The following is a 2,420-nucleotide window of genomic DNA, read 5'->3' as shown; positions in this document are numbered from 1 at the left end:
TAAATAGCCAAATTGCACCTAGACTCAGAGAGAATTTTACATCTGCAAAAGTAACAAAAGAAATCGAAAATTTACAGTTTCAATCTATTGATGAAAGTACTTCAAATTATTTGATACGAGGGGGAAGGTACGAGGATTTCTTTGTTCAAGGAGAAGAAATTTATACATATTCATTTTTCGGAAAAAGATGGGGTTAACCCCGTCATAAAAAGTCCGTTTTTATAACGGGACTATTTATGACGATTCCTATTTATACTTTTTACGATTAAAAGAAAAAGAGAATGTTAATCTAAATGTTTAGCACTCACTGGACAGTCTCTTGTCGGTGTATGTCTAGTAAGAGAAAAGATAGCCAAACCTAAAGATAATAAAACTAAAGATCCACCAACCCAGGCCATATTGGCGACATTATGTACTTGTTTTAAAGCTATACCTCCAACTGCAGAGCCGAGTGAAATTCCTATTTGTAGGGCTGAATTATTAAAACTTTGCTGTATATCTGACGTATCCGGGGCAGTTTGGATTAAATAACTTTGTTGAGGTGGTGCAAGCCCCCAACTCAATGCAGCCCAAACTATCATAACAGGAATAAATAGGATAATAGAAACTGCCGTAAACGGTAATATAAATAAGATTAGAGCAAATAGAGTAATAACTATCACAATACTTTTTTGAGCGCCTATTTTATCTGATAATACACCGCCAAACGCTCCGCCACTTACTGCAGCTATACCAAACACTAAATAAAATATGCTAATCCAATAAGGGCTTAGGTGAAACTTATTTTCTAAAAAAGGAGTAAAATAAGCATATAGAGTATAGTGTCCTGCTAACATAAACATGGTAGCTAGATGGGCAGATCCTAGTTTAAGACTACAAACGGTCTTTAATTGGATAGATAAAGGAGTTCGGTTTTCCTCTCCAGGTATTTTATCTAAAAATACTGAAATTAAGATAATAGACCCCAATGATAAAATAGCTATACATAAAAAAATAATTCTCCAGCCAAATGTGTTTGAAATTAATATGCCTAGTGGTACTCCTAGTACAAGTGAAGAACTAATACCCATATAAATTAATCCTAATGCTTTTGCTCGATAAGCGGGATTAACAATTTTAGCTGCAATTGTTAGGGAAAGTACTACAACTAAAGCAGTACTCATAGCAGTTAAAATTCTTGCTATCATCATAAAAGTAAAGTTCGGACTAAAATAAGTAAGTAGATTACCAATTAGAAAAATGTAAAGTGAAATAATATATAATTTTTTTCTTTCCACTTTACTTGTGAAAATCAATAATACAGGACCTGCTATTGCATAAGTAAAGGCGAAAATTGTAATTAATTGACCAGCGGAACTTAATGAAACATTAAAATCTTTAGCGATGTCTGGCAATATTCCTCCAACGATAAGCTCTACAAGACCTACCGCTATCGTTGCTAAAGCTAATATAAATACTTTGAAATTCATTTTTTATATTCCCTTCTCTGCATTATTTACCGTAGAACAAAAAAACTCCTGGCTACAAACGCTAAAAGACGCATTTTGTAGTCAGGAGTTGTTGGTTCCTGGTAGAGACCCCCAAGCCATATTCTTGGAGTTATACATGATTCTCATATGTAATTAATCAACGTAATAGAAGATACCATATTATTTTTTAGATTTCAATAAAAAATTTGCATTTGTACATGTGATCTTATTAATCATTTTATTTTTTATCGTTGTAGGATGCACTAATATCTTCAGTTGATGTGCACGGGGTTAGCCCCATCTTTTTTCATTTCTTTGTAGTAATTTTTAAACACAGTGTATTGATATTGGGTTAACCCGAGAATTTACACTTTATGTAATACAAAGAAAAGTGAGGGGAAAGTGATGGGAAGTTTACGATTACATATAGAAAATAAAAAAAGAAACCAAGAACTAAGAAATATTTGTTTATATTCAATTGCAAAAACAGTATCACTATTCGGTAGCTCTATTTATAGTTTTGCATTAGGATTGTATGTTTTACAAATAACCGGATCTGCGTTAAATTTTGCGATTACGCTCATATTAGGAACAATTCCAATGATTGTTATGAATCCATTTGCTGGTGTCATTGCTGATAAGGTTGATAAAAAGAAACTCGTCGTTTGCATGGATGTATTAAGCGGGTGCTTATTAATAACTGTTTATATATTAAGCAACTATTATGGATTAAACTTATTCATTATTTATACTACTACCTTTCTTATGACAGTATTTACAACGTTTTTTGGAATAGGATTAGAGGCCGTAAAACCGAATATGGTTACTAAAGAACGGTTAATGCGTATTAATTCTATAAGTAAAATTATCGATTCTATATCTTTAATTTTAGGGCCTATGTTAGGGGGCATTGTTTTTGCAGTCTTTGATATAAAAACTTTTATCATTATT

The 2,420-nt window shown here is 32.2% G+C and carries 2 protein-coding genes, 1 pseudogene and 1 riboswitch; of the genes and pseudogenes, 2 read left to right on the top strand and 1 reads right to left on the bottom strand.

The features are described from left to right. Positions 1 to 197, top strand: a pseudogene (locus tag ACQGS6_RS26520) (methyltransferase); the annotation flags it as partial. 87 nt (positions 198 to 284) lie between these two features. On the opposite strand, the gene ACQGS6_RS26515 reads toward ACQGS6_RS26520, so the two are convergent. Continuing rightward, positions 285 to 1,469 carry an MFS transporter gene (locus ACQGS6_RS26515; RefSeq protein WP_426965877.1) on the bottom strand — a complete coding sequence of 395 codons (1,185 nt, stop codon included), beginning with the start codon at positions 1,467 to 1,469 and terminating at the stop codon, positions 285 to 287. A gap of 58 nt (positions 1,470 to 1,527) precedes the next feature. Then, positions 1,528 to 1,627, bottom strand: a riboswitch (purine riboswitch). Between the two features lie 247 nt (positions 1,628 to 1,874). Between ACQGS6_RS26515 and ACQGS6_RS26510 the strand changes: the two genes are divergently transcribed. Beyond that, positions 1,875 to 2,420: MFS transporter (locus tag ACQGS6_RS26510; protein WP_426965876.1), on the top strand; the 546-nt coding region annotated here is incomplete at its 3' end.

Source organism: Bacillus sp. GMs2/2 (genome assembly GCF_050172095.1).
In the GTDB taxonomy this organism is placed as follows: Bacteria; Bacillota; Bacilli; order Bacillales; family Bacillaceae_G; genus Bacillus_A; species Bacillus_A cereus.
Note: the sequence above shows the minus strand (reverse complement) of the source record. Positions and strands in the feature narration are given on the sequence as shown.